The organism is Sphingobacterium sp. UBA5789, from assembly GCF_002418355.1.
Classification (GTDB): Bacteria; Bacteroidota; Bacteroidia; order Sphingobacteriales; family Sphingobacteriaceae; genus Sphingobacterium.
Map to the genome: position 1 here is coordinate 1,167,369 of NZ_DIDX01000001.1, position 20,833 is coordinate 1,188,201.

Here is a 20,833-nt window from a genome sequence, read left to right on the forward strand (position 1 = left end):
CTGTAGGACTGCGCACATCTGAATAGGTTTAAAATGGAGACTCTTTAATTTTTATTTCTGCCTGATCAAACAAATTGGCCGGCATTTTGTCATTGAAATATGTTAATTGAAAAGTAAAGGTGTTTTTGGTCTTTTTTGATTAGAATGAAAAGTAGAAATTAGTACCTTTACACCCTGTTTAAAGAGAGTATACATTGAATAGTACAAGCAATTTGTTGCGTAAATGAAAAATAAAGTAAGAAATTTACTTATAGAGTTTGCTAACATCCACCGTTTTTTGATGCGGTTTTTGAAGGAAGTAGTAAGTCCTCCGTTTGAGATAAAAGAGATTATCCGTCAATGCTACGAAATAGGCTGGCGTTCTTTACCCTTGATCAGTGTTACCGGTTTTATTGTTGGTTTTGTATTTACAAAACAATCCAGACCTTCATTGGAAGAGTTCGGAGCAACATCTTGGTTGCCGTCATTAATTTCCATTGCCATTATCCGGGCACTGGCTCCTCTGGTGACAGCGTTGATTGCTTCCGGTAAGGTTGGTTCACAGATTGGTGCTGAGTTAAGTTCAATGAATGTTACTGAACAGATAGATGCGATGGAAGTATCCGGTACAAATCCGTTCAAATTTCTGATTGTGAGCCGTATCTGGGCTACTACTATTGGTATTCCTATTCTTTGTTTCTACACTGCAGGTATAGGCCTTCTGGGAGGTTATTTAAGTATAGCGAGTAAAGATGATGTCAGTTTTCTAAGCTTTTTTACACAGGTATTTGAAGCGATCGCTTATAAAGATATTTTTGCGATGGTATTTAGAGCCGTTGTATTTGGATTTACGATTGGTGCTGTCAGTAGTTATTGTGGATATTTTTCATCAAAAGGAACCGAAGGTGTCGGGAAAGCAGCCAACAGTGCTGTAGTTGCTTCGATGTTTATTGTGTTTATTGAAGAAATATTGATTGTTCAAATTTTAGCTGCTTTTACGTAATATGGAAAAGAAGCACGATTATAATATTGATTACAATGACGTGGTTATTGATGTTAAGAATGTCAGTAAGTCATTCGGAACACTTGACGTCCTGCGTGATGTAAACCTGCAGCTTTTCAATGGAGAGAATCTGGTGGTTTTGGGACGCTCGGGTACAGGTAAGTCAGTTCTGATTAAGCTGATTTCTGGGTTATTGGAACCAGATCAGGGAAGTATTCAGGTGATGGGTGAATCTGTTACTGAGCTGGGTGTGAAAGAATTACAACAACTCCGTCTGAAAATAGGTTTTTCTTTTCAGAACAGTGCCCTGTATGATAGTATGACGGTACGGGAGAATCTGGAATTTCCATTAGTACGAAATAAAAGAAACCTGACACGCGCAGAGATCGATGCAGAAGTGGAAGATGTGCTGGAAGGTGTAGGGCTATCTCAGGCGATCAATCAGATGCCTTCTGAATTGTCAGGAGGTCAGCGTAAACGTATCGGTATTGCCCGGACTCTGATATTGAGACCTGATATTATGATGTATGATGAGCCTACGGCGGGATTAGATCCTATCACTTGTCTTGAGATTAACAGTCTTATAAATGAGGTACAGGAAAAATATAAAACTTCCTCTATTATTATCACCCATGATCTGGCTTGTGCCAAAACTGTAGGTGACCGTATTGTGATGCTACTGGATGGCAGATTTGAAAGACAGGGAAGTTTTAATGAAATATTTGACACAGATGATAAACGTGTGAAAGCGTTTTATGATTACAATTTTATAGTTTAAAAAATATGAGCGCAGCAGACAATAAACGCACATTAGTAGTAGGTCTATTTGTTCTTATCGGCTTGATTATCCTCGTAGCCGGTATTTTGACATTGGGAGGACAACAGAAGAAGTTTACAAAGACATTGACTGTTACAACAGAATTTGAGGATGTAAAAGGGTTGAAAATTGGTAATAACGTCTGGTTTTCGGGTGTAAAGGTCGGTATAGTAAAAGACATCTCTTTTGAAAGCATTAAATATGTAAAAGTGGTGATGAGTATCGAAGCTAAATCCAGCGAATTTATTCGTAAAGATGCGGTTGCTAAATTAGGATCTGACGGTCTTATCGGTAATTCTATTATTACACTCGTAGGAGGTTCGCAGACCGCTCAGCCCATTGAGGACGGAGATATTCTCCACTCAGCAAAAGGGACCGATATGGAAGCCATGATGGCCACACTATCTGTTAATAATGATAATCTTGTAGAGATTACGCGTAATTTTGCAGTGTTATCCCAGAATCTGGTGGATGGCAAAGGAATGGTCGGTGCGATGTTGACAGACTCTACTATGGTGGTCTCCTTAAGCAAATCGTTGGATAATCTGAATAAGCTGATGACGAATGCTAATCAGGCTTCAAATAATCTGGTTGCTGTAACAAATAAACTAAACAGTAATCAGGGACTAATTCATCAGCTTTCTACAGATACAGCTGTATTTGCCAGTCTGAGAGAATCAGCTGCACAATTGCAGGGGGTAACACAGACCGCAAGTGCGCTAATGAGCAATCTTAACGCTACATCTGCACGTCTGAATGATAAAAACAATGTAGTTGGAGCCTTGACAAATGATCCTGAAGGTGCAGCAGAAATTAAACAGATTCTACGTAATCTGAATCTGAGTACCGCCAAGCTGGATCAGAATATGGAAGCCATGCAGAGTAACTTTCTGTTAAGAGGTTTCTTTAAAAAACAACAGAAAGAACAAGAAAAGGCCAAAGCCGATAGTTTAAAAGCCTTATCAGGAAGTTCAAAATAAGCCTTTCTTTAGGTTAGAAAATAGAAAAATTCTAAGTCAATCCCGAAACCTGTCTTTATATTAACAGACAAGTTTCGGGATTTTTATTTGAGGTAAGAAAAGCCTATTTGCATATAGAAATCTATTCCGTATGCTCTTTTTGGTTTATTTGAGCTATTTTTGTACTCGATTTATATTATTATGCAGATTACGGATAAAGATGTTATCTATGAGGACAATCACCTCATAGCAATTAATAAGCGTGCCGGTGATATAGTGCAGGTGGATGATTCGGGCGATAAATCTTTGGATATGATGGTCAAAGAATACCTGGAGCGTAAATATGAAAAGCCAAATGCATTTATAGGTGTGATACATCGTCTGGACAGACCGGTCAGCGGGTTGATTGTTTTTGCGAAGACCAGTAAAGGCCTGGATCGTATGAACAAGTTGTTTCATGACCGCGATGTAGAAAAATCTTATCTGGCAGTGGTACGAAATAAACCTGAGCAGATGTCAGCCAACCTACAGAATTGGTTAGTCCGGGACCGCAAGAAAATGATTACAAAGGCGTATAACAGAGAAATAAAAGGAAGCAGTTATGCTGAATTAGATTATGAGGTTATCGGCGAACTGGATGGATATTATCTGCTTCATGTGAAACCCAAAACTGGGCGTACGCATCAGATCAGGGTGCAGTTGTCAACGATGGGATGTCCTATTGTCGGAGATAATAAATATGGCTATCCACGGGGAAGTCTGCGCAGAAGTATCTGCTTACATTCCCGAAGTTTATCTTTTGTTCATCCTGTCAAAGATGAACCCATGAAACTTGTAGCAGGCCTGCCGGTAGATGGTTTCTGGGAAAAATTTAATGTATTACTGTAATCGGTTTAAAAATAATTAACTTTGTGATATGAAAATAGTTAAGCACTTTTTTGTTCTTATTTCTTGTGTGCTGTTATGGATCGGAACCCCACATTCTACAGCACAGGCACAATGTGCAATGTGTTCTCTTAATGCGGAGAACGGTACAAAAAATGGTAATACACAAGGTAACGGACTGAATGATGGTGTATTATTCCTGTTGGGTGTACCCCTTATCATTGTTGCAGGAGTGGGGTTTCTGTGGTACAAGAAGTTCCGTAAACAGAATGACGAGAAAGTTTATTTTTAACGAATGGCTACATCCAGATTTTCTGCTCTTACACATTCTAAATGTCCGCGTTGTCGCGTAGGTAAAGTTTTTGAAGGTAAGGCTTACGGATTCCGTAAACAAAAGATGAACGATTTTTGTCCTGTCTGTGGAGTCAAATTTGAGGTAGAACCGGGTTATTTCTATGCAGCGATGTATGTCAGCTATGCATTTTCTGTAGCTCAGATAGTGAGTCTGGCCGTGGCGACCTATATTATTACCAAGAGTGAATCTCCTTGGTTGTATTTGGGAGTTCTGTTCTTTACTACGCTGATTTTTGCCCCATTTAATTTCAGATATTCCAGATTAGTATTGTTACATTATATGACTCCCAAGATTACGTACAACCCAAGGTATGAGGAAGAAGCGGCGAATATAGAAAATTAATACGTACTACAAGTATTTCATAACACTGTCGAATATAAAAGCTTTTCCGTGGTAGGAGGTTGCGATGAGTTGCTGAAACGGTGCCAGGTATTTCGCATTAAAGGTCTCAATATCCTGCTCACTTTCTACTACCAGTTGAATACAATGTGTTTGGCCCTCATGTGGTGAATTCAATAGCGCTAAGAATTTGGTCGGATATTCGTTTTGACTCAGAATTCCTGCTTTTACCCAATCCATTATTTCGGCATGAACTGAATCTTCTGTGATGATGGAGATGTTATATAAATACATAATGCAAATGTACCAACAAATGTTGATAGCTCTGATTCTGTATCCGTTTTTATGTAAAAATAAGGTTGCATATCCTTGAGTTGTCGTTAATAATTTGAATATTTGAAACAGGGACTTCTAATATATGGGTAAAATAGTTTTAAATGCAATTGCGGGTCTGTTATTGTTGATCGGGATAGGTTGCACAAACAAAAGTGACAGCAAATTAATCCCGGTGCAGGATTTTTTTGCCATACCCGAAAAAACTAACTTTAAAATCTCTCCAGACGGAAAACAGATTGCATATCTGGGGTTGGAGAATCATTGTAAAAATATTTTTATCCTTAATCTGGAGGATAAATCCAAATCAAAACAGCTTACTTATCAGGCTGATATGAATGTTCAGTATTTCTTCTGGGCAAATAAAGATAAAATCGTTTATTCCAATACACAGTCTCCTGAAGACAGTTTGAGGTTATTTGCCATTGATGTGCATACGGAAGCATCTGTCCCGCTTTTTAAACCCTTAAAAAGAAAGCTCAGATGGGTTAATCCCATTGTGTTAAAAGATAACAGTCTGCTGGCAGTAATTAATGAGCGTGATTCATCTGTTTTTGATGTTTACAGGGTGTTTCTGGATGGCCGACCTAAACAGCTGTTGGATAAAAACCCTGGTAACGTTATTTCCTGGTATGGTTCGCCTGACGGTGAAGTTCGTCTGGCGTTGACCAGCGATAGTGTAGAAGAATCTATTCTGTACCGTCCGAACCAGAAAACTCCTTTTAAAGAGATTGTAACTAATGATTTTGAGACTAATATTCTGCCATTAGGATTTGTAAAGGGATCTTCCTCTAAGATTTATGCGCTTTCGAATGTTGGTCGTGATAAGCTGACTCTGGTAGAATATGACGCCTCAAGCGGAACAGAAATAAAAGAAATATTTGGTCATCCTGATGTCGATCTCAATTCCACCGGCTATTCCAATGAATTGAATGAGATGGTATACGCCGGATTTGCGCTTAAGAAAGAAACACGTGTGTTTTTTAACGAGAAGGTCAAACAGGTAAATGACCGGATAAGGGCGAAAGTAGATCAGGCTGAGATTGAGTTTATAGACCGTGACTCTTCATTGAATCATTTTATTTTTAAAAGCTACACAGATCAAAATCCGGGAGCGATCTATTACTATAATGTCGCAGAGGATAAATTAATGAAACTGGCAGATCTGAACCCTAAGATTGCTAATCGTCAGATGTCAGCGATGGAACCTATGACTTATCAGACACGGGACGGACTGACCATTCAGGGATATATCACTTATCCGTTAAATAAGGACAGGAAGAATCTTCCTGTCGTAGTCATTCCACACGATGGTCCTAATGGACGTGTCGATTGGGGATTTCAGCCTGAAGTGCAATTTCTGGCGAGCCGGGGTTATGTTGTATTTCAGATGAATTACCGCGGTTCTGTAGGGTACGGTAAGAAATTCTGGGTTTCAGGTTTCAAAGAGTGGGGAGGAAAGATCCAGAATGATATTACAGATGGTGTCATGCTGCTTATCCATGAGGGTATTGCAGATCGTAATAAGATCGCAATTATGGGGAACGGCTTTGGAGGCTATTCGGCATTATATGCGGCCTGTTTTAACTCTTCTTTGTACGCTTGTGCTATTTCAAATTCAGGTTATACTAATCTGTTTACCTATTTTAAACAAGTGCCTCCTTATTTCAAACCTTATGTCCAATTCTATTATCAGGTTGTTGGCAATCCGGAGACCGAATCAGATCTCTTTAAAGCTATTTCACCTGTTTTTCATTCGGATAAAGTAAAAATACCTATTTTTATGGTTCAGGGCGGACGTGACAAGTTCAGTTCTGTAAATGATGCAAATCAATTTGTGCAACGTCTTAAAAATAACAATGTGCCTGTGCAGTATATTGTTAAGGATGATGAAGGAAGACGATTTAAAAATGAAGAGAACATTGTCTCTTATTACCAGGAGATGGAAGTCTTTCTGAACAAATATTTAAAATAATCCTGAATCTTAATATGCACGAGACTTATATCATATGAGTACTTCAACAAAGTATACATACCGTAAAAATATTGGTTTACTTATTGCCTTTGTGGTATTTGTAACCATACTTTATGTGGTGTCTGTATTCTTTGCACGAACGATGATCTCCAATTTTGTGGATAGCGAATTTGCGAACCGCAAGGTAGAGGTGTATGATAAATCTTTAGTGCCTTTTAATGACTTCTTCCAAAACAGAATTCCTGAAATTTCCTATTATCAGGGGTTTCTTGATACAAATGAAGCGAAGGGTATGATCGATAATATTCTGCGCAAATATCCTTTCGTCAGAGAAACAATGTTTTATGATATCGCTATTACAAATGATGAAGAAGAAGGATATGAGATCAAATACAATAATCTGCTTATACAGTCCAGATCTGTATTTTCTTATTCGCTAAATGAAAATCATCATCTGATATCAAAGCGTCTGGAAGATAACAATCTCAAAAATTATTCGGACGACTTTAATAATATGACCGTCAAGCTGGTCAGTTTTCTGGACCGGGTAAATGATTCCACAAAGCTTACTGATAATTTGATCTTTAAGATCTTTTACGATATGACGCCCGGAAAGATCGCATATATGAATATTCCACGTATCGGCGATCTGGTTTCCTATCGTGAATTGTTAAGAGGAGCTATCAAACAGCCTGTCAGTTATGATCAGGATCTTTTTGTTTTCTATATAGATCCACGTAAGATCAGAATTACCAATGTCTATCCTAATTTATATGAAAATATAGAAATCGTACCCCTGGTAAGTGTCAATCTGACCGGTGAGAAGCCGTATCTGTATACAGAAGTTTCGCTTCCGGGAGCCCTTTCAGACTATAAGATTACCTTCAGTACATCAGAATCCTTTATTAAAAAGGAGACTAATCGTCGTTTTGCTCCTGTTGTACTGGGTATATCATTATTATATATTATTCTGCTACTGATTGCATATCTTATCTATAGGAATGTGATGATCAATAGCAGGCTGTACCGCTTACAGTATGACTTTATTAACAACCTCACACATGAGTTTAAAACACCCGTAAGTGTTATCAAAATTGCCGGTAACAACATAAAAAGTGCGGAGAAGATCAGTGATGAAGAGCGGACTATGTATGGTAAGATTCTGGATCAGGAAGCCGACAAGCTCAATAGCCTGATGAATAAATTATTGTCATTTACACAAATTGAAAATAAATCCATAAAATTCAAAAGAGAACGGGTAGATTTAAAAGAATTATGTGAAACGATATTTTCAGCTACTAAGATCAGCTATCCGGACCTTAAACTATCTTACCGGATTACAGTCAAAAATGATATGATAACTGATCCGGTATTGTTATCAAGTGTTTTTCAAAATCTGATTGATAATGCGTATAAATATTCTAATCCTTCAAACAAAGTTTTAGATGTTGATATACAACAAAATAAAAAAAATTTTGTTATCATATTCAGGGATGAAGGAATAGGCATTAATAAACAAGAATACCAGAATATATTTAAGAAGTTTTATAGAGTAAAGAATCAATATAATCAACAGGGAAGTATAGGTCTTGGGTTGGCATTTTGCAAGGAGATTACTGAATTTATGGGAGGTGATATCCGTGTAGATAGCCAACTTGGTAAGGGGACTACCTTTACTTTGACGTTCCCGGTCTAAAATAATGATAAAAGATATGCAAAAGGATATTACAATTGCTGTAGTAGAAGATGATGAGAATCTACGTTTCTTGGTAAGTCATCGGTTACAGTCTGAGAATTACAAAGTAATTCAGTCCGGAAATGGACTGGATGCTGAAAAAATGATTTTAGATGAAAGACCTGATATTGTTTTATTAGATTGGATGCTTCCCGGTAAGGAAGGTAACATCGTTTGTGAAGATGTGCGTAAAGCAGGGTTTGAGAACATTATTATTATGATGACTGCCAAATCTCAGGATATAGATAAAATCGATGCCTATAGTTTTGGAGTGACAGATTATATAACTAAACCCTTCAATATGGATGTTTTAGTTGCGATGATCGAGAATAAAGTGAGATTCTTTGTTCCTAAGAGCGGAGCGGAGGTGTATCACTTTGGCAGTACAGAACATCATCCCAATGTACACTCTTTAGTGAGAGATGGAAAGAAGATCGAGTTGACAATTCTGGAAAACAGGATCTTGTTGCATTTTCTTCAAAATGTGGGTAAAGAAATTACCCGTGAGGAGCTGATGGAAGTCGTTTGGGGATATAGCTCCAATGTCAATACAAGAACGTTGGATATGCATGTGGTGAGACTTCGTAAAAAGATCGAAAAGAACCCGGATAAGCCACATTATCTGCAGACAGTGAGAGGATTGGGGTATAAATTTATTGACGAAGACGAGTAAAATATATAACAAGATAGTTTTTGTTTATTTCAAAACAATTGTTATCTTCGTAAATATAGCAAGACCATGTTGTCCGAACAGGACAGGATGGTCTTGTCTTTTTATGTTTTGAAAAGTTAAAAAAGTTAAATAATTATGGCAGAAGTAACTTATTACAACCAGGAGGGATTAGATAAACTCAAAGAAGAGTTGCATCAACTGAAGACAGAGGGAAGAGCTAACATCGCAAAGGCTATCGCTGAAGCTAGAGACAAAGGTGATTTGTCAGAGAATGCTGAATACGATGCGGCAAAGGAAGCTCAAGGTTTACATGAAGCAAAAATTGCTAAGCTGGAAGATGTTCTTTCCAGTGCAAGACTTATTGATGAGTCCAAATTAGATACATCAAAGGTATTAGCATTATCTATTGTACGTATCAAAAACAAAAAGAACGGTTCGGAAATGACATATCAGCTTGTTTCTGAAACAGAAGCTGATCTTAAATCAGGTAAAATATCGGTTAAATCACCAATTGCACAAGGTCTGCTTGGAAAATCAAAAGGAGATACGGCAACTATTGAAGTTCCGGCTGGTAAAATCGAATTCGAGATCATGGAAATTTCGAGATAATAATATTGTAGGTTATAGGCGGTTTTGCCATAACCGCAATAATCTCAAATAAACATATAAAAAAGCGGTTACAGATATTGTAACCGCTTTTTTTATAGGTTAACTTCCAGAGAGTTATTGTATTTCTTCAGACTGCTGATAAAAGCAGGGATGTCTGTTATTACCTGATGACTATGCTGTATTCCTGCGGGAAGTGCTTTCTTAAGAACCATATGAGCAACTTCTGTCGCCATGTATGCAGTGATTTTTCCTTCTCCATTTCCGGATATAGTACAACACATTTCTGTTTGATCAGGGGTTCTGCTGACAACCTTTATCCCAAAAATATCACTTCCGATGGTCAGGTTATGAAAGAGTCTGATCAATAGACGTTGCAATCCGGAATAACTAAAAATAGATGTGAGTCTCAGGCTAGTCATCAATGCCATTATTTTTGTAAACAGCTTACTGTCGAAAGCCATGCGCGTAAATACTTTTCTGACAGGAGTGGTGTTAAGAAAAGTATGCTGATCAGAGAAATTGAACAGATAGAAGTTTCTTAACCCTTTTAGTAAAGTTTTTTTTGGTGACGTAAAGCTTTTAATAATCCGGGTCTCCCCGTTGACAACAATAGGATAGGCTTTATTAAGATTGTCAAAAGTCCATTTGTACGCGGAGTCCCCATGTTTTTCACCTAAACCCAATAGAATAAAAATATCTGTCTCCTGAACCTGCCCCAGTGTGTTTAGCGTATGTTGTGCCAGCAGGTTAGTCAAACCGGGAGCCAGACCTACACTTAATATAACGGTTGATTTACTATCCTTTATCTTATTTTGCAGAGCTTCTGCTTTCCGGATCATTTTTTGGTCTGCCGTGATGTCTATATAATGAATATCTCTTTTCAGACACTCCTCTATGATTATGCTGTCTGCCTGATCTATGCACATGATGACCAGCACGATATCTTCTAATATACTACTGTCAAAGTCTGTTTTCAGATCCAGTTGAGAAGGAATAACGCGATTCTGTAATTCCACAGAAAGTCGCTCTGCTTTTGCAAAGCTCCTGCCGGCAACGATGACTTGTTCGGGATATCGTTCAGACAGATGCTCACTTATAATACGGCCTACGGCACCATATCCTCCTATAATCAGTATTTTTCCAATCATTTTCTTGTGTTTTGGACAAATGTATTTCAAACAAAAAGATCCGACAAGTAGTTACCAAATGGGAACTATAAGAAAAAAACAGGGAAAGTATTGTACAGATTAGTTTGTAAGTTTGTGCCGGAATAATTTCTCATGCAGTATTATGGAGAAAAAGATATACGATGCCAATTCATGTATAATGACAGGTTTTTTCGGGATGATAGGAGGGAAGTGGAAAGCTGTGATCCTTTATCTTGTCGAGCAGGACAGAAACAGATTTAGCCTGCTGCTGGAAGCCATGCCTGGCATCAGTAAAAAGGTATTGACAGAACAGTTGCGAGAGCTTGAAGAGGACGGACTGCTTAGACGAGAGGTGTTGGTCGTTAAAGCACCTATGGTTGTACTGTATTCTCTTTCTGAAAAAGGAAAGTCTTTACGAAAATTAATTGACGGAATTATCACGTGGACTGCAGAACAGGCTTAGCAAAATCGTATTGTATCTGGAATAGATAAGGGAAGTGAGGATGTGTGGAAAAAAAACAGCTTGCATAGTGGTCTGTTGCGTCTTTTCAATCACATATTTTTGAGAGGTCTCCATACATTTGCGCCCGTTTTTCATATATTTGCTGTTGCACTTTAATAAATTAGAACATGTCAACTCTATTTTCGAAGATTGTTGCAGGTGAAATCCCTGCACACAAGGTTGCGGAGAGTATTGATTACCTGGCTTTTTTGGATATTCAGCCTTTGACCCGAGGTCATGTATTGGTGATTCCAAAACGCGAAACCGATTACATCTTTGATATTTCTGATGATGAGTATATGGGCCTGTGGATCTTTGCTAAGATTGTTGCACAGGGTATAAAAAAAGTTTTTCCTTGCCGTAAAGTTGGAATTGCTGTTGTTGGTCTGGAAGTAAACCACGCACACATTCATCTGATTCCGCTAAATGCCGTTCATGATATGAATTTTGAAAAGCCAAAACTAAGCCTGCCTGATGAGGAACTGGCAAAAATAGCAGAGGACATAAGAGAAGCAATTGCGAGTGTTACAAACAGTAACTAACGGTAGTTTTTATTTCATCAAACATGTATATTTTATAACCATGGCATCATTTTCGTTTTTCGGAAATATTGAATATGTCAGTACTTACCTGAGTTGTTTTTCAGGTAACGGTTAGCGGTATACTAAATTAGATATATGCAAGAGTTTTTGTTGTCATTTCAACAATTAATGGACGCTGAACATTTACTGAGTTCAGGAGGTTTCTATTTAGTTGTATTGATCGTTTTTGCCGAGACAGGATTGTTCTTTGGTTTTTTCCTTCCGGGAGATTATTTATTGTTTTTAGCCGGTCTTTTCTGTGCTTTGAATAAAGTTGATGTCAGTATTGAAACCATGTATTTTGGAATTTTGCTGGCAGGTATAGCCGGTAATTTTGCCGGATATTGGTTTGGTTACCGAACGGGGCCTATGCTCTTTAAACGAAAGGATTCGTGGATTTTCAAGCGTAAGTACATTATAATGGCGGAAGAGTTTTACCAAAAATATGGTGGAACCGCTTTAATTATAGGAAGGTTTGTTCCGATTATTCGTACATTTGCACCCATATTTGCGGGTGTAGTTAAGCTCGATTTTAAGAAATTTGTTATTTATAATGTATTTGGAGCCTTTTTATGGGTTACCTTATTGACATTATCCGGATACTTTCTGGGTGTCAAATTTCCGGGAATCATTAATTATGTCGAGTACATTATCGTAGGGATGATTGCTATTGCTTTCCTTCCTATTGTGATTGCACTCCTGAAAAGGGCAATCAAAAACAGAAAAAATAAAACAACAGATAAACAGTAATAATTAAATGAGTACACAAAACCCTTGGCATCAGGTCTCTCCTGGAAGTAATATGCCGGAATCAGTCAATGCAATTATTGAGATCTCTAACGGATCAAAAGGAAAATATGAGCTTGATAAAGAAAGTGGTCTGCTAATTTTGGATCGTGTAATGAGTTCTGCAGTTACCTATCCTGCTAACTACGGCTTTATTCCTCAGACATATTGTGATGATAAGGATCCTTTGGATATCCTGGTCATCTGTTCAGTAGATATTATGCCAATGAGTCTGGTTGAAGCCAAGATAATCGGTGTAATGAATATGGTCGATGGAGGTGAACAGGATGACAAAATCATCGCTGTTGCCAAAAATGATCCTGTAATGAATTACATTAATAATATTGAAGAACTTCCTCCTCATACGATGAAGGAAATTGTACAGTTCTTTGAAACATACAAGGCTTTGGAAAATAAACAAGTAGTGGTAGAAGGTGTGCAAGGTCGTGAGAAAGCGCAGGAAATCTTGTTGGAAAGTCTTGAATTGTACAAGCAAACATTTGTTAACAAATAACTTAAATAATGGCTCTCGATGTTTTTTGGACACTCTTGTTAGTACTTGCTAATGGTTTTTTTGTGGCTGCCGAATTTGCCATTGTAAAAGTTCGGGCTTCTCAAATAGAACTACAAGCCAAATCCGGAAGTAAAGTAGCAAAAGTTGCTAAAAATATTACAGAGCATTTAGATGGATACCTGGCTGCCACACAGCTAGGTATTACACTTGCCTCTCTTGCCTTAGGTTGGATTGGAGAACGTGTAATGACTGACATTGTGGGCAACTTTTTCCAATTTGTAGGTGTAGATATCTCTGCAGGTTGGGCTAAGACAGGTGGTCATGTGCTAGCATTTGCCATTATAACTATTCTCCATGTGGTCCTTGGTGAATTGGCGCCCAAGTCAATTGCCATTCAAAAACCGGTGGCCACGACGATGAGATTAGCCATTCCTCTTCGTGTTTTTTATTATCTGTTCATCCCTTTTATATGGGTATTGAACGGATTTGCCAATTTCTTATTAAAACTGATCGGTATTCAGCCACATTCAAGTGAATCTCATCACTCTTCTGAGGAACTGCAGTATTTACTGGACAAAGGTAAGGAAAGTGGTGCTTTGGATTTTTCTGAACATGAGCTTATCAAAAATGTGTTCGATTTTAACGAACGTATTGTAAAGAATATAATGGTACCGCGTACCAAGATCATCGCAATAGATAAGGATGCAACTGCGGACGAATTTATTAATACAGTCACAGAAGAAGGATACTCCCGTATTCCGATTTATGATGATAATATTGATCAGATCGTAGGTATTGTTCACACAAAAGATATTCTTCCTATCATCGTGAAGGGGAAAGAAGTGGTATTGAAAAACATCATGCGTAAGCCTTACTTCATTCCTGAAACGAAAAAAATCAATGATCTGATGGCTGAATTTCAGCTGAAGCGTATTCAGATTGCGATCGTACTGGATGAATTCGGAGGTACTGCAGGTATGGTTACACTGGAAGATATTGTAGAAGAACTGGTCGGTGAGATCCAGGATGAGTATGATGAGGAAACTCCGGTTGTAGAGCGTATTTCGGAAACGGAATACATGATCGATGCCGGCGCAAGTGTTCATGATGTAAATGAATACTTGCCTTTGGAGCTGCCTGAAAGTTCCGATTATGATACTATGGCTGGTTTGGTAAGTGATCTGTTTGATAAAATTCCTGAAGTAGGGGAGTACAAAGAATTGTATGGATATACCTTTACCATAATGAAAAAGACACAGCAGAATATTGAATTTGTTAAGCTGGAACTGATCGAGACACCTCACGATGAGGATGAAGAGTAAATATCCCTTTTTTAGTTAATATGCATCTGTTTTATACACCGGAAATAGAACCCCATTTCGCTAATTTTATACTGACCGAAGAGGAAAGTAAACATGCTATACGGGTACTCAGACTGGTAAACAGGGATCAGGTGCATCTTATAGATGGAAGAGGAGGATTCTATCGGGCGGAGATTATAGATGCGCACCCTAAACGTACAACCCTGCAGATAATAGAAATTCAGGAAGCCTTTCAAAAGCCTTCTTATCATCTGCACATGGCTGTAGCGCCAACAAAAAATATAGAACGTTTTGAGTGGTTTCTGGAAAAGGCTACAGAGGTGGGCGTGCAGGAAATCACACCTGTTATCAGTGAGCATTCAGAAAGAAAAGAGGTTAAACCAGATCGTTTGAATAAAGTGATCGTAGCTGCAATGAAACAGTCATACAAAGCTTATATGCCTAAGCTTAATCCAGCGATAACTTTAACTAATTTTCTGAAACAACAGGAGCAGGTGTCGGCGCAAAAGGCAATTGCACATTGCGTAGATAGCGAAAAGCAATATCTTGGTCAGGTTTTTAAACCTCAGCAGGATTATGTGATACTGATCGGTCCGGAAGGAGATTTTTCTACAGAGGAGATCAGCAAGACTATTTCTTCCGGTTTTGCACCTATCTCACTTGGAGAGGCACGATTACGTACGGAAACGGCTGCATTGACCTCCTGTGTTGAAGTGGCATTGTTAAACCGATAAAGCTGTTACTTAATCAAAACAGCATCAATAATCTGAATTTCAGCATTACCCTTTAGCGGTTCCGGATTAAATTTCATTTTTCCTTTTATTTTGATAGGCTCATCTGTGAATTTGACAGATTCTCCTTTCATAAAAATTTCTACCATAGGAGGAATTCCGTTAGATCCGCAAAACTGACACTGCATGACAGGTAACACCGATAACATAAACGTTTTATGATTACGACCGCTATTCAGCGGGACTAAATATCCAGGTAAGGTTACAATCTTATTCTCTAGCGCTTTCAGTGCAGGCGGATAGGTCGGTGTATAGATTTTTTTACTCCCTTCATAAGTAACTTTATACATCATTTTGTCTATTGCTTCCCAGGTGCTGTTCATCATAGGTGTATGATCCGGAACATTAGGATCTCTGTTTCCTATCTGTGCAAGCGTGTAAGTAGATAAAGTCAGTAAGAATATAAGGGATAAGAACTGTTTTCTCATTTTAATTATTTGATAACGTGTTTGAAATTGTTGTATTATAAGCTTTGACAGACGGTATAAGGGCGGAAAGAACACCAATCACACAGGCAATCAGTAGAATCCACCATTCATCCGGATTGATGTTGAATACTTCGATCAGGTCAACACTCTGGCTTGTCTGCGTACTGATATAGAATAAGGCGACATGTCCTAATAGCAAGCCTGCCAGTCCTCCAAGCAATGTAATGATAAGTCCTTCTAATAAGACCATACTGAACAAACGTACTTTGGATGCACCCAATGTCCGCATAACAGCCAGGTCATACTTACGTTGTTTTAAAGCGTTATAAAGGCTTAGGAATACGCTGAGGCCTGCCATCAGCATAATGATGTATGCCAGGATGGTGAGCGAATCTATCCCTACACCCAAAAGTGAAAATAAACGGGCGCTTTCTATTGCAGGTGATGCTGCCTGCATTGCTGTACTTTGATTGATCAGTTTAGGCAGCATTGCGATAGCTGCGGGTGACTGATACTGAATAAGCATAGCTGTGATTTCCTCGCCTTGATCTTTGATCAGATCCTGGCCGATATTTTTAACATACTCTTCATGCGGATGGTCGTGAGATTCTTCTTCTTCCGCTTCACCGTGGTGATGAAGATGTGCTTCTACCTGTTCTTCCAGATCTTCTTCCGCATGATGATGATCGTCCGATTCATGTCCGTGTGCCAGACCATGTACATCCCATACACTTTCAAGGCTGCATAGAATAAGGTTGTCGGTGATATTGTCATTTTTCTTTAATATACCCACCACTACAAAAGGGTGGTCATGGTGATCGTCACCAGAGGCAGAGAGTCCATGCGAACTGTTTATTTTACTTCCTATTTTTAACTGGTGTTTTTGGGCCACAGCATGACCGACGACAACTTCAAACGGTTTGTGAAAATATTTGCCTTCGGCAACTTTCGTCTCATACAACTTCAGAAAGTCATCATTTGTGCCGACGATACGGTGTCCTCTATAATTATCTCCAAGGGATAGCGGGACAGCAAGTTTAACAAAAGGATTTTGCTTAAGCTGATTGGCTTCTGCCAGCGAGATATTACCTGTGGGGTTATCCACATGATAGACTGCACTGAGTATAAGTTGCAACGGACTTCCTTTTGCACCTACAACCAGATCGATGTTTTTGCTGTTACTGTCCAGTTGTTTTTCGAAACTATCTCCTGTCACATAAAGTACGCATAGTATGGCTGCTCCGAACGCAGTCAGAATGATGCTCAAAATGGTGGAACCAAGTTGTTTACTGATGTTTTTCCAAACGATTTTTAATATATTCATGGGTGTCGTTGTCAAAGTTAATAAATCAAATACCAATCGTATAACTCATTAAAGATTATACGTGTGATGGAATCTGTCTTTTATGCGTTTGTCATGTGTAGCGATCAGCAATGTCGATCCGTATTGATCGGCAATACTTAACAGTAATTCCATTACCCGGGCGGTATTTGTATCATCTAATGCTGCAGTTGGTTCGTCTGCAATAAGTAGAGAAGGTGTATTTATCAACGCACGTGCTATCGCTGCCCGCTGAAGTTGTCCACGGCTAAGCTGGTTGGGGTAAGATTTTGTTTTGTCAATAAGCTGCAACTGTTCAAGCATAGTAAGTATTGCTTTTTCATCTACAGGTAATTTGGCCAGACTTTGTGCTATTTTTATATTGTCCAGCAAAGTCAGGTTCCGGAGTAAATGTGCCTCCTGAAAAATAAATCCTATATGTTGAGCCCGGAAAGCATCCAGTTTAGACCCTTTAAGATCATATAATGATTGTCCGTTCAGTACGACAGATCCGGTAGATGGAAGTGAGAGTCCACCTAACAACTGAAGTAAGGTTGTCTTTCCGCTTCCGGAATCTCCCAATAATAAGGTGTGTTGACCTTTATTGATCTCTATCTCCGGAAATGTTAAGGCAGTGCCATTTTTATACCGGAAAGATAAGTCTTTAGCTGTCAGAATGTGGTGAACCATAGGGCTAAGAAATTTGATAATGCAATTTAATTGCATAAAAATACCGTAAATCCATTAATAAAGCGAATCCTTTATTATATTATTACATTCTATGTTGGGGATATGTTAACGGAATGATGCTTAACATAATGCTTAAAATGATATGGTAATATAATGTGATTTAATGAATTATCTGGATTTCAGTATGGGTATTAATAATTTTTTAACATTCAATTGATGTAATAGTAATCCGCTGTTAACACAATGCTAATACTACCATAATAGTTTTGCGGAAACAAAAATCTCAAAGAATTGAAATCGCAATTAAAACTCCAGGGCTTAACCATTACATTACTTCTGTTGATGTTTACAGCCAACGCTTTTGCTCAAAGTGGAAAAGTAACAGGAAAAGTTATTAACAGTAAAACAAGCGAAACCATTGTCGGTGTCACTGTCAAAGTATTAGGGACATCCAGAGGTGGAAGTTCTGATGTATCCGGTATCTACAATATTCCGGCACTTCCTGTTGGTAAGTATACATTAGAATTTTCTTATGTCGGATATGCTACTAAGCAAATTACAGAAGTAGAAATCAAAGATAAAGATGTCACTAATCTGGATGTATTGATGGACAATTCGGAGGGAACAGTATTAGATCAGGTCGTAATCACCGGATCATTTAAAAAAGAATCTGTTAGTGCTTTATATGCACAGCAAAAGAATAGCGCACTTATATCGGATGGTATTTCCAGTGAACAGATCAAACGTTCTCCGGATAAAAATACGTCTGAGGCCTTACGTCGCGTGAGTGGTACTACTATACAAGATAACAAATTTGTTGTTATTCGCGGTTTAAGTGATCGTTATAACGTCGCAATGTTAGATGGTTCTGTTCTTCCCAGTACTGAAGCAAACAGAAGAGCTTTTTCATTTGATATCATACCTTCAAACCTGATTGATAAGATTACAATTTCAAAAACAGCTACTCCTGACTTACCTGCAGATTTTGCCGGAGGAGCAGTTCAGGTAGCTACTATTGATATCCCTACAAAGGATTTTATATCATTCGGTCTTGGATACGGATACAATACAGCTTCCACATTTAAGGATTTCTTAGGAACAAAAAGAAATTTTGCGAATTACATGGGTTTTGATGATGGTTCCAGTAAACTGGCTACTAATTTCCCATCAAGAGAAACTGTTAATGCAGGACTTTCGGAGAAATGGAACAGACTCGTGTTGAAGTCTTTGCCAAATGATTTTGCGATCAATAATACATCTGCACTGCCTTCTCAAAGCTACCAGTTTGGTATAGGAAAAGTAAAGCAATTTGAAAATAACAATAGATTCGGAGCTTTATTCTCTTTAAGTTACCGTAACTCTCAGAATATATTTGCTGATATCAAGAGAGACTGGTATGAGTATGATTACAATGATAATCAGTACAGATTCAGTTCCAATCTGGGTGGTTTATTAAATCTGGGTTATTCCTTCGGAAGAAGTAAAATTACATTTAAGAATCTTTACAACAGAGCTTATGATAATATCTATACCGAAAGAACAGGTATAAATAACAGTTCTTCTTCAGACAATCGTTTCTTCGCTTATGATCTTCTACAAAAATCTTTGTTCAAGAGTACACTTGAAGGAGAACACGCTTTAACAGAGCGTAATGACAAATTGAAGTGGACACTTTCCTGGAGTAATATTCTGAATCAGCAACCTAATCAGATGAAGATCAACTACGGTAAAAATCTGAATGACCTGGATGATCCTACAGTTCCTTATCTGGCAAATATCACTACGATTGGTAAAGAAAATACAAGACTTTTCTCTGATTTGAATGAAAACATTTATTCCGGAGAAGTAGGATACTCCAGACCGATGAAATTTCTGGATGCACCTTCAACACTGAAAGTTGGTGCCGGAACGCAATACAGAAAACGTAATTTTGACGCTCGTTTTATAGGTTTCGAGTTGAATGTAAATCAGATGGATGTAGAGCTGCAGAATCAAATCCGTCAGTTGTCTCCTGACAAAATATTCAATGAAGATTTCATTAACAAAAATTACTTCAAATACAGTGAGATTTCAGGAAGCGGTGACAAGTATGATGCAAATTCACTGACTGCTTTCGGATATGCAATGCTTGATCAGAAATTTGCGGATAAGTTCCGTTTTGTATACGGACTTCGTGTAGAGAACTATAATGTACAGTTAAATACAGTTTCTAAAGTAGTTGACGATACACAAATCGACTTTTTGCCATCCCTTAACTTTACTTATAATATCGACGACAGAACGAATCTTCGTGCTTCTTACTACCGTACAGTAGCACGTCCTGAATTTCGTGAGTTAGCTCCGTTCTCCTTCTATGATTATGAGCAGTTAGGTATGATATCCGGTAATACAAACTTAAAACGCAGTTCTATCAATAATGCCGACCTGCGCTTTGAAATGTATCCTACTGCCGGAGAGATTTTCTCTTTCTCTGTTTTTTACAAGCAATTTACAGATGCAATAGAGCCTTATCGTTATGATGTGAATTCTACTCCTGATATCACGTTCTTCAATACGCCTAAAGCTGAATTATACGGATTTGAGGTGGAAGCCCGTAAGAAGTTAAATTTTATCAGTGAACAAAGATTTTTTGAGAATACAACAGGTTATATCAACTTCTCTTATGTACACTCAAAAGTTGAAAACCCTACAGATCAAAACTACATTGACAAAACCCGCCCTATGGTAGGACAGTCTCCTTATGTGATCAATGCAGGTTTGCAACACTCCACAATGGATAATAAACTAAACTTTAACATTCTGTATAACCGTATCGGAAAGAGAATTGCACAGGCAAGCGGAATTCGTTTTGCAAGTACATGGGAAGCTCCTCGTGATGTGCTGGATTTACAGATCGGTTATAAGATCATTAACAACAAAGCTGAGATCAAGTTCAATGCAAGTGATATTATCAATAGTTCGGTTCACGCATACTATGATAATAAAGCATTGGGTACGCCTAATGAGATAAATTATAAATACAAACCGGGTTCAAACTATTCGCTGTCATTCAATTATACTTTCTAAAGCATAATAATTTTTTAACACG

The 20,833-nt window shown here is 38.1% G+C and carries 22 protein-coding genes; 17 read left to right on the plus strand and 5 right to left on the minus strand.

Annotated elements, in window-relative coordinates; all coding sequences use genetic code 11:
- Nucleotides 1-223 precede the first annotated feature (223 nt).
- The 6 genes from B4B65_RS05020 (at nucleotide 224) to B4B65_RS05045 (ending at nucleotide 4,340) form a co-directional block, all read left to right on the plus strand.
- Complete coding sequence (locus B4B65_RS05020; RefSeq protein ID WP_201678114.1) at nucleotides 224-982, plus strand: MlaE family ABC transporter permease; 759 nt, start codon at nucleotides 224-226, stop codon at nucleotides 980-982.
- A 1-nt stretch (nucleotide 983) separates the two neighbouring features.
- Nucleotides 984-1,760 carry an ABC transporter ATP-binding protein gene (locus B4B65_RS05025; protein ID WP_201678115.1) on the plus strand — a complete coding sequence of 259 codons (777 nt, stop codon included), beginning with the start codon at nucleotides 984-986 and terminating at the stop codon, nucleotides 1,758-1,760.
- Nucleotides 1,761-1,765: 5 nt separating this feature from the next.
- Nucleotides 1,766-2,779: an MlaD family protein gene (locus tag B4B65_RS05030; RefSeq protein ID WP_201678116.1), complete on the plus strand. Its 1,014-nt coding sequence runs from the start codon at nucleotides 1,766-1,768 to the stop codon at nucleotides 2,777-2,779.
- A 180-nt stretch (nucleotides 2,780-2,959) separates the two neighbouring features.
- Nucleotides 2,960-3,646, plus strand: coding sequence for an RluA family pseudouridine synthase (locus B4B65_RS05035; RefSeq protein ID WP_293913945.1), 687 nt, complete (start codon nucleotides 2,960-2,962; stop codon nucleotides 3,644-3,646).
- Between the two features lie 28 nt (nucleotides 3,647-3,674).
- A complete protein-coding gene (locus B4B65_RS05040) occupies nucleotides 3,675-3,935 on the plus strand; it encodes a hypothetical protein (protein ID WP_293913947.1) in 261 nt (86 codons plus the stop codon).
- A 3-nt stretch (nucleotides 3,936-3,938) separates the two neighbouring features.
- The gene (locus B4B65_RS05045; RefSeq protein ID WP_293913949.1) at nucleotides 3,939-4,340 is read left to right on the plus strand and encodes a DUF983 domain-containing protein; all 402 of its coding nucleotides are present in this window, start codon (nucleotides 3,939-3,941) and stop codon (nucleotides 4,338-4,340) included.
- Between the two features lie 6 nt (nucleotides 4,341-4,346).
- On the opposite strand, the gene B4B65_RS05050 is transcribed toward B4B65_RS05045, so the two are convergent.
- A complete protein-coding gene (locus B4B65_RS05050) occupies nucleotides 4,347-4,631 on the minus strand; it encodes a DUF4286 family protein (protein WP_293913951.1) in 285 nt (94 codons plus the stop codon).
- A 124-nt stretch (nucleotides 4,632-4,755) separates the two neighbouring features.
- Between B4B65_RS05050 and B4B65_RS05055 the strand changes: the two genes are divergently transcribed.
- The 4 genes from B4B65_RS05055 to greA all read left to right on the plus strand — a co-directional run bounded on the left by B4B65_RS05055 (nucleotide 4,756) and on the right by greA (nucleotide 9,662).
- Nucleotides 4,756-6,645 (plus strand): S9 family peptidase, encoded by a 1,890-nt coding sequence (locus B4B65_RS05055; RefSeq protein WP_293913953.1) that lies wholly within the window; start codon nucleotides 4,756-4,758, stop codon nucleotides 6,643-6,645.
- 34 nt (nucleotides 6,646-6,679) lie between these two features.
- On the plus strand, nucleotides 6,680-8,341 hold the full coding sequence (locus tag B4B65_RS05060) for a sensor histidine kinase (protein ID WP_201678122.1): 1,662 nt from the start codon (nucleotides 6,680-6,682) through the stop codon (nucleotides 8,339-8,341).
- 16 nt (nucleotides 8,342-8,357) lie between these two features.
- Nucleotides 8,358-9,053, plus strand: a complete 696-nt coding sequence (locus B4B65_RS05065) for a response regulator transcription factor (RefSeq protein ID WP_172462532.1) — start codon at nucleotides 8,358-8,360, stop codon at nucleotides 9,051-9,053.
- Nucleotides 9,054-9,188: 135 nt separating this feature from the next.
- The gene (gene greA, locus B4B65_RS05070; RefSeq protein ID WP_115388600.1) at nucleotides 9,189-9,662 is read left to right on the plus strand and encodes a transcription elongation factor GreA; all 474 of its coding nucleotides are present in this window, start codon (nucleotides 9,189-9,191) and stop codon (nucleotides 9,660-9,662) included.
- Between the two features lie 92 nt (nucleotides 9,663-9,754).
- Here greA and B4B65_RS05075 read toward each other — a convergent pair whose 3' ends face one another.
- On the minus strand, nucleotides 9,755-10,810 hold the full coding sequence (locus tag B4B65_RS05075) for a saccharopine dehydrogenase NADP-binding domain-containing protein (RefSeq protein ID WP_201678123.1): 1,056 nt from the start codon (nucleotides 10,808-10,810) through the stop codon (nucleotides 9,755-9,757).
- A 142-nt stretch (nucleotides 10,811-10,952) separates the two neighbouring features.
- Here B4B65_RS05075 and B4B65_RS05080 point away from each other — a divergent pair, with 142 nt between their 5' ends.
- The 6 genes from B4B65_RS05080 (at nucleotide 10,953) to B4B65_RS05105 (ending at nucleotide 15,249) form a co-directional block, all read left to right on the plus strand.
- A complete protein-coding gene (locus B4B65_RS05080) occupies nucleotides 10,953-11,273 on the plus strand; it encodes a winged helix-turn-helix transcriptional regulator (RefSeq protein ID WP_293913964.1) in 321 nt (106 codons plus the stop codon).
- A 167-nt stretch (nucleotides 11,274-11,440) separates the two neighbouring features.
- Nucleotides 11,441-11,854 (plus strand): HIT family protein, encoded by a 414-nt coding sequence (locus B4B65_RS05085; RefSeq protein ID WP_003012517.1) that lies wholly within the window; start codon nucleotides 11,441-11,443, stop codon nucleotides 11,852-11,854.
- A gap of 135 nt (nucleotides 11,855-11,989) precedes the next feature.
- A complete protein-coding gene (locus B4B65_RS05090) occupies nucleotides 11,990-12,643 on the plus strand; it encodes a DedA family protein (RefSeq protein ID WP_201678125.1) in 654 nt (217 codons plus the stop codon).
- A 7-nt stretch (nucleotides 12,644-12,650) separates the two neighbouring features.
- Nucleotides 12,651-13,193, plus strand: a complete 543-nt coding sequence (locus tag B4B65_RS05095; protein WP_003002176.1) for an inorganic diphosphatase — start codon at nucleotides 12,651-12,653, stop codon at nucleotides 13,191-13,193.
- An 8-nt stretch (nucleotides 13,194-13,201) separates the two neighbouring features.
- A complete protein-coding gene (locus B4B65_RS05100) occupies nucleotides 13,202-14,515 on the plus strand; it encodes a hemolysin family protein (protein WP_201678126.1) in 1,314 nt (437 codons plus the stop codon).
- A 20-nt stretch (nucleotides 14,516-14,535) separates the two neighbouring features.
- Nucleotides 14,536-15,249 (plus strand): 16S rRNA (uracil(1498)-N(3))-methyltransferase, encoded by a 714-nt coding sequence (locus B4B65_RS05105; RefSeq protein ID WP_293913970.1) that lies wholly within the window; start codon nucleotides 14,536-14,538, stop codon nucleotides 15,247-15,249.
- Nucleotides 15,250-15,254: 5 nt separating this feature from the next.
- On the opposite strand, the gene B4B65_RS05110 is transcribed toward B4B65_RS05105, so the two are convergent.
- The 3 genes from B4B65_RS05110 to B4B65_RS05120 are packed head-to-tail and all read right to left on the minus strand — an operon-like array spanning nucleotide 15,255 to nucleotide 17,745.
- Nucleotides 15,255-15,734, minus strand: coding sequence for a hypothetical protein (locus tag B4B65_RS05110; RefSeq protein WP_293913972.1), 480 nt, complete (start codon nucleotides 15,732-15,734; stop codon nucleotides 15,255-15,257).
- 1 nt (nucleotide 15,735) lies between these two features.
- Nucleotides 15,736-17,058, minus strand: coding sequence for an ABC transporter permease (locus tag B4B65_RS05115; protein ID WP_293913974.1), 1,323 nt, complete (start codon nucleotides 17,056-17,058; stop codon nucleotides 15,736-15,738).
- 48 nt (nucleotides 17,059-17,106) lie between these two features.
- The gene (locus B4B65_RS05120) at nucleotides 17,107-17,745 is read right to left on the minus strand and encodes an ABC transporter ATP-binding protein (RefSeq protein WP_293913976.1); all 639 of its coding nucleotides are present in this window, start codon (nucleotides 17,743-17,745) and stop codon (nucleotides 17,107-17,109) included.
- A gap of 291 nt (nucleotides 17,746-18,036) precedes the next feature.
- Between B4B65_RS05120 and B4B65_RS05125 the strand changes: the two genes are divergently transcribed.
- Nucleotides 18,037-20,811 carry a TonB-dependent receptor gene (locus B4B65_RS05125; protein WP_293913978.1) on the plus strand — a complete coding sequence of 925 codons (2,775 nt, stop codon included), beginning with the start codon at nucleotides 18,037-18,039 and terminating at the stop codon, nucleotides 20,809-20,811.
- Nucleotides 20,812-20,833 lie beyond the last annotated feature (22 nt).

Excerpts from the sequence above, each read along its gene's own strand:
- B4B65_RS05035 (WP_293913945.1), top strand. The coding sequence starts at position 2,960 with ATGCAGATTACGGATAAAGATGTTATCTATGAGGACAATCACCTCATA.
- B4B65_RS05095 (WP_003002176.1), top strand. The coding sequence starts at position 12,651 with ATGAGTACACAAAACCCTTGGCATCAGGTCTCTCCTGGAAGTAATATG.
- B4B65_RS05080 (WP_293913964.1), top strand. The coding sequence starts at position 10,953 with ATGGAGAAAAAGATATACGATGCCAATTCATGTATAATGACAGGTTTT.
- B4B65_RS05120 (WP_293913976.1), bottom strand. The coding sequence starts at position 17,745 with ATGGTTCACCACATTCTGACAGCTAAAGACTTATCTTTCCGGTATAAA.
- B4B65_RS05105 (WP_293913970.1), top strand. The coding sequence starts at position 14,536 with ATGCATCTGTTTTATACACCGGAAATAGAACCCCATTTCGCTAATTTT.
- B4B65_RS05085 (WP_003012517.1), top strand. The coding sequence starts at position 11,441 with ATGTCAACTCTATTTTCGAAGATTGTTGCAGGTGAAATCCCTGCACAC.
- B4B65_RS05115 (WP_293913974.1), bottom strand. The coding sequence starts at position 17,058 with ATGAATATATTAAAAATCGTTTGGAAAAACATCAGTAAACAACTTGGT.
- B4B65_RS05025 (WP_201678115.1), top strand. The coding sequence starts at position 984 with ATGGAAAAGAAGCACGATTATAATATTGATTACAATGACGTGGTTATT.
- B4B65_RS05040 (WP_293913947.1), top strand. The coding sequence starts at position 3,675 with ATGAAAATAGTTAAGCACTTTTTTGTTCTTATTTCTTGTGTGCTGTTA.
- B4B65_RS05075 (WP_201678123.1), bottom strand. The coding sequence starts at position 10,810 with ATGATTGGAAAAATACTGATTATAGGAGGATATGGTGCCGTAGGCCGT.
- B4B65_RS05020 (WP_201678114.1), top strand. The coding sequence starts at position 224 with ATGAAAAATAAAGTAAGAAATTTACTTATAGAGTTTGCTAACATCCAC.
- B4B65_RS05110 (WP_293913972.1), bottom strand. The coding sequence starts at position 15,734 with ATGAGAAAACAGTTCTTATCCCTTATATTCTTACTGACTTTATCTACT.
- B4B65_RS05060 (WP_201678122.1), top strand. The coding sequence starts at position 6,680 with ATGAGTACTTCAACAAAGTATACATACCGTAAAAATATTGGTTTACTT.
- B4B65_RS05100 (WP_201678126.1), top strand. The coding sequence starts at position 13,202 with ATGGCTCTCGATGTTTTTTGGACACTCTTGTTAGTACTTGCTAATGGT.
- greA (WP_115388600.1), top strand. The coding sequence starts at position 9,189 with ATGGCAGAAGTAACTTATTACAACCAGGAGGGATTAGATAAACTCAAA.
- B4B65_RS05090 (WP_201678125.1), top strand. The coding sequence starts at position 11,990 with ATGCAAGAGTTTTTGTTGTCATTTCAACAATTAATGGACGCTGAACAT.
- B4B65_RS05050 (WP_293913951.1), bottom strand. The coding sequence starts at position 4,631 with ATGTATTTATATAACATCTCCATCATCACAGAAGATTCAGTTCATGCC.
- B4B65_RS05055 (WP_293913953.1), top strand. The coding sequence starts at position 4,756 with ATGGGTAAAATAGTTTTAAATGCAATTGCGGGTCTGTTATTGTTGATC.
- B4B65_RS05045 (WP_293913949.1), top strand. The coding sequence starts at position 3,939 with ATGGCTACATCCAGATTTTCTGCTCTTACACATTCTAAATGTCCGCGT.
- B4B65_RS05030 (WP_201678116.1), top strand. The coding sequence starts at position 1,766 with ATGAGCGCAGCAGACAATAAACGCACATTAGTAGTAGGTCTATTTGTT.
- B4B65_RS05065 (WP_172462532.1), top strand. The coding sequence starts at position 8,358 with ATGCAAAAGGATATTACAATTGCTGTAGTAGAAGATGATGAGAATCTA.